This window comes from Longimicrobium sp., assembly GCF_036387355.1.
In the GTDB taxonomy this organism is placed as follows: domain Bacteria; phylum Gemmatimonadota; class Gemmatimonadetes; order Longimicrobiales; family Longimicrobiaceae; genus Longimicrobium.
The window spans coordinates 1-4,925 of the sequence record NZ_DASVTX010000044.1 but is presented as its reverse complement, the minus strand read 5'-3'; the positions used below and the strand labels follow the sequence as shown (position 1 = coordinate 4,925).

Annotated in this window: 5 protein-coding genes; 1 reads left to right on the top strand and 4 read right to left on the bottom strand. The window is 70.2% G+C overall.

Annotated elements, in window-relative coordinates; translation table 11 throughout:
• The first annotated feature begins 73 nt into the window (after window positions 1-73).
• Window positions 74-586 carry a GNAT family N-acetyltransferase gene (locus VF665_RS02235; protein ID WP_331051767.1) on the top strand — a complete coding sequence of 171 codons (513 nt, stop codon included), beginning with the start codon at window positions 74-76 and terminating at the stop codon, window positions 584-586.
• A gap of 267 nt (window positions 587-853) precedes the next feature.
• Here VF665_RS02235 and VF665_RS02230 read toward each other — a convergent pair whose 3' ends face one another.
• From VF665_RS02230 to VF665_RS02215, 4 genes are all read right to left on the bottom strand, one after another.
• The gene (locus tag VF665_RS02230) at window positions 854-1,657 is read right to left on the bottom strand and encodes a 3'(2'),5'-bisphosphate nucleotidase CysQ (protein WP_331051766.1); all 804 of its coding nucleotides are present in this window, start codon (window positions 1,655-1,657) and stop codon (window positions 854-856) included.
• A gap of 95 nt (window positions 1,658-1,752) precedes the next feature.
• Window positions 1,753-2,583, bottom strand: a complete 831-nt coding sequence (locus tag VF665_RS02225; RefSeq protein WP_331051765.1) for a SprT-like domain-containing protein — start codon at window positions 2,581-2,583, stop codon at window positions 1,753-1,755.
• Window positions 2,580-3,692, bottom strand: coding sequence for a radical SAM protein (locus VF665_RS02220; protein WP_331051764.1), 1,113 nt, complete (start codon window positions 3,690-3,692; stop codon window positions 2,580-2,582). The genes VF665_RS02225 and VF665_RS02220 overlap by 4 nt, the downstream gene beginning before the upstream one ends.
• 270 nt (window positions 3,693-3,962) lie before the next feature.
• Window positions 3,963-4,925, bottom strand: a 963-nt coding sequence (locus VF665_RS02215; RefSeq protein WP_331051763.1) for a DUF3131 domain-containing protein, incomplete at its 5' end; no start/stop codon positions are given.

Below are 4,925 nucleotides of genomic sequence, written 5' to 3'. Positions count from 1 at the left end.
CGCCGCCCCTCGTGGAGCGGGTTGATTCCCCGCCACGATCCGCATCCTGATCCGATCAAACCGCCCAGCCTCCGTGCACCTTCGCATCCGCCCCGCCGCGCCCGACGACGTTCCGCTGATCCTTGCGTTCATCCGCGAGCTGGCGGATTACGAACGCCTGCTGCACGAGGTGGTCGCGACGGAGGAGCGGCTGCGCGCCACGCTGTTCGGGCCTCGCTCGGCGGCGGAGGTGGTGATCGCCGAGGCGGATGGTGCGCCGGTCGGATTCGCGCTCTTCTTCCAGAACTACTCCACCTTTCTCGCCCAGCCCGGCATCTACCTGGAAGACCTGTACGTCCGCCCCGAGGCGCGCGGCCGGGGCATCGGGCGGGCGCTGCTGGGGCACCTGGCGCGGCTGGCGGTGGAGCGCGGCTGCGGGCGGCTGGAGTGGTGGGTGCTGGACTGGAACGCCTCCGCCATCGCGTTCTACCGCGGCCTGGGTGCGGAGCCCATGGAGGACTGGACCGTCTACCGTCTGGCCGGAGACGCCCTGCGCCGCACGGCGGATTCGGGGACTCTGCACCTGCAGTCCGATACGGGCGACTGAAGTCGCGGCAACAAGGACGCGAAGTCCGCCTTCGCGGACTGTGGCCGATGCTTTGGCGGACAGGAGCAGAACATGGTGCGCCCGCCTGTCCAGAGCGAATGAATTCGCCGCTGGAAAAGCACGAAGTCCGCCTTCGCGGACTGCGGTTCGATCAATGTTGCGGACCCCGATTGCAGTGAAGCCCCGAACGGCGCGTGTGGGCGTCGTGTCGGGGCTTTCCGCTTCCTGAGCGGCGGATTCATCCGCTCAGGGAGGCTCGCCGGCCGCTTACTCTCGGCTGGGCAGCGGCTGCGAGGCGATGCGGAGGAGGTCGGCGTGCACGGCGCCGTTGGAGGTGGCGATGCCGCGCCAGTCGGGGTTGGGCTGGTTGAAGACGGGTTCCGCGCCGTCGATGCGCGTCACCCTGCCGCCCGCCTCGCGCACGATCACGACGGCTGCGGCGACGTCCCACTCGCTCTTGGGGCCGCGCGACACGAACGCCTCCGCGCCGCCCTCGGCCACGCGGCACATCTTGTACGCCGTGCTCCCCAGCGGCTCCACCCGCCACCCCTCGGCGTACGCGTCGAACTCGCCGCGCTTCATCTCCCATCGCGACGCCACGATGCGCGGCGACTCACCCGGCCCCGTGTCGGAGACGTGGATCCGCTCGCCATCCCGGAACGCGCCACCGCCGTCACGGGCGGAGAACAGCTCCCCCGTGGCGGGATTCAGCACCACGCCCACCACGGCGCGGTCGCCCTCCACCAGCCCCACGCAGACGGCGAACTCCGGCCGCCCCGCCACGAACGAGTTGGTGCCGTCGATGGGATCCACCACCCACACCCGTCGCCGCTGAAGCCGCTGCTGCGAGTCCGCGCTCTCCTCCGAAAGCCATCCGTACTCCGGCCGCTCGCCCGCCAGCACGCGATAGAGCGCGCGGTCCGCTGCAAGGTCGGCGTCCGTCACCGGCTGCTCGGGCGACTTGTAGCGCACCTCCTGCTCCACGCGAAAGGCGCGCATCACGGCGTCTCCCGCCGCGCGCGCGCCGCGGATGGCAAGCTCCAGATCCTCGTCCAGACTGTACTCCGGCATCACGTCACTTTCACTGAATCCATTCCCGCCACTCCCGAACCCGCCACCCCTCCGCCCCGATCTCCCGCAATCCCCTATTCCCTATTCCCTATTCCCTACCCCTTCAACCACTTCACCGGCCGCGTCGCCCGAGGATGCACGTCCAGCCTGCGGGCCCACGCGCGGAACTCGCCGCCGTGGTCCGGCTTGGCGCCCTGCACGTGCTGCCAGAGGTGGATCATCTCGTGGCGCATGGTCGCCTCCGACTCGTCCGGAGCCGCGTGCGTGCACAGCCGGCGGGAAATGACGATTTCCAGCGGCGACGCGCAGAAGTGGCCGTTGCGCCGCCGCATCTGCCCGCTGAGGTAGAGCGGAACGCGCGGCAGTTCTCCGCCAAAGTGCGCCTCGTTCACGCGGTCGAACTCCGCCTGCAGCCGCGCGATGTGCGCCGCGTCGACCGGGGCCACGCGGCGCACGCGGGCGCGGGCCGGCGTGCCCTCCCCCGGGATGCCGGCGATGAAGCGGCGCACCGCCTCGCGTGCGCGGTTGCGGGTGCGGGCGTCCCGGGCCGTGAACAGCCGCCCGACGGCCACCAGCACATCGTCGGGCGCGGCGGCAAAGGCCACGTTAAGCCGCAGGGCCCGGCCGCGCTCCGCCACGCTGGCCATCACCCGGCGGTTGCGGGTGAACACCAGGGCCTGGAACTGCGGGGCCACGCGGGTGATCACCGCCAGCGTTTCCGCCACGCTACGCCCGCCGGCAACCGCCGGGGGGCGCGCGGACGGGCGTGCAGGCGCGGGAGCCGGCTGCGGAGCGGCGGGCGCGGGAGACGCGGGCGCGGCGGGCGGGGCCGCCGGGCGGGGTTCCGGGGCCGGAGACGATTTCGGCTGGACGCGCGGCGGCGGCGCCCAGCCGAACAGGTCCAGCACTTCGTCCAGCAGGCTCACGCGGCGGCGACCGCGGGCGGGCGTTCCGCGTGGCGGTACTCCACCTCGAAGCCCATGGCGCGGGGCACGGCCAGCAGCCGGTCCAGGTTGCGGTCGATGGTGGCGCCGGCCTTCTGCGTCACCTCATCCTCCACCGGGAGATCGAAGTCGTCCGCGCCGTACTCCAGCGCGCGGAACGCGTCTTCGTTGAGCGTAAGGACGGAGGTGCGGATGTGCCGCACGTTGTCCAGAAAAATGCGTGAGAGAGCAATGTGCCTCCAGTACTCGCGCGGCGTGATCTCCCGCCCGCCCAGCGCCGTGCCGTACGGCTTGTACGTCCAGCTCAGGAACGAGAAGATGCCGTCGTTTCCATCCGCCAGGCAGGCGTCCTGCAGCGCGCGGGTGCGCTCCAGGTGCTCCAGCCGCTCGTCCATCGTCTCGTCGAAGCCGATCACCATGGTGGCCGTGGTCCGCAGCCCGGCGTCCACCACGGCCTTCTGCGCCTCCAGGTACTCGCGCACCGTGTACTTGAACTTGGCGTGGCGCTTCCGGAAGTCCTCCGTCAGGATCTCCGAGCCGCCGCCGGTGATCCAGTGCACGCCGGCATCCCGCAGGCGCGCGGCCGTGTCGGCATACGAGAGGTTCGCGCGGTCCGCCAGGAACATGAACTCGGCGATGGTGAGCGCGTAGAACTCCACCTTGTCGCCGTAGCGCTCGCGGACGGCGGCGAACAGGTCGGCGTAGTAGTGCAGCGGCAGGCGGGGGTTGAAGCCGCCGTTGAAGCCCACCAGGTCGCCGCCCAACTCCAGCAGTTCGTCGATCTTGGCGAACACGTCCTCGCGCGTGAGCACGTACCCGCCTTCCTGGTTGGGAAGAACGTAGAACGCGCAGTAGTCGCACTGGGCGACGCACACGTTGGTGTAGTTGATGATGCGCATCACCATGTAGGTGGCGCGGTTGGGATCGTGAAAGCGGGCGCGCACCAGGGCGGCGAGGCGCTTGAGCTCGTCGTCGGAGGCGTGCGTCCAGAGAAGGTGCGCGTCGCTGACGGTGATGCGCTCGCCTCGCGCCACCTTGGCGCCGACCGCCGCCATGGACGTGTCGATTTCCAGCCCGGTTTCGGGAACCACGGTGCCCTTATCCTGCGTTCGTTGCGTCGCTTGGGACCCGGTGAAAGATAACGGATCGGCCCCGGATCAGGAAAGGACAGGAGTGGATGCGGCCGAGCGGCATCGGGGCCGCCAACGGAGAAGAAACAGCGTTGGAGTACAGAGGAACAGAGAAAAGCCAGAGGAACAGAGGGGCTCCTCTGCGTCTCTGGCAGTTCTCTGTTCCTCTGTACCTTCGCAGTTTCAGTGGAGGCCAGCGGCGACCACCCACGCCCGCAATTCACCGCCTTCTCACTTCTCCATCAACGGCTTGCCGCGCACGTGGTACAGAGCGGCCTCCATCACCACGGCGGCGGTGTTCACGTTCGGCGCGCCGGACACGCGGCCGCTCTCCTCGAACACGCCCGCGCCCCACCCCGCGGGGAGCCTGGCGCCAGACACGCGCTGCACCGCCAGGCGCGTGTAGTCGCTCGGCGCCAGCGCGTGCCAGCCGAACGCCGCCTTGACGCTCACCGTGCGCGGCGTGGGCCCGCGGGGCGCGCCTGCCGGGGCGGAGACGGGAAAGGAACGGCCGTCGGCGTACACGTGGTAGTACAGAAAGTAGGGCGGCCCGTTCAGCGCATCCTCGCTCACCATGGTCACCGTCCCCGTCTGCTTCCACCGCTCCTGCTGCGCGTTCAACACGTTCAACGCCAGCTCGCGGATCTCCGGGTTCCACCCCGCCTCCATCCCCAGCAGCACGAACGGTTCGCTGGTCAGGTGGTCGCCGCCGCGCCGGTCGGCCAGCACGGGCACGCCCAGCACCTGCACCGGGCGCGCGTTGGCCTTCACGTTCAGCGCGTTGGGCGCCACGTGGCCCCAGGCGGCGAATCCCTGCGCGGCGTACTGCTCGTAGCCAATGCGCCCTTCCTGGTAGCGGCGGTGGCGGTCGCCGCGCGGCGCAAGGTCCTCCCCGCGCAGGTACCCGTCCACGATCAGCCGGTCGTAGTCAAGCCGCCCCACGATGCGGTCGATGAGGTCCTTGTACTGCGGCTGGTTGACGTAGATGACGCGAAGCGCGCTCATCAGCCGTCCCAGGTCCAGCACCGACCAGCCGTAGCCGCGCGCGGTGTTGCGCGCCTCGCTCCCCGGCCGGCCCGCGATGCGCCCCGTGCGCGTGTTGTACGTCTTGTTGAACGCACCGCCGTCAAACAGGTCCGCCTCGATGAGCGACTGCAGGGCGCGGCGCATCCGGCGGTCGTACTCGTCGCCGTT

Bases quoted from the DNA above. Each gene is read 5' to 3' on its own strand.
- VF665_RS02230 (WP_331051766.1), bottom strand. From the start codon at position 1,657: ATGCCGGAGTACAGTCTGGACGAGGATCTGGAGCTTGCCATCCGCGGC.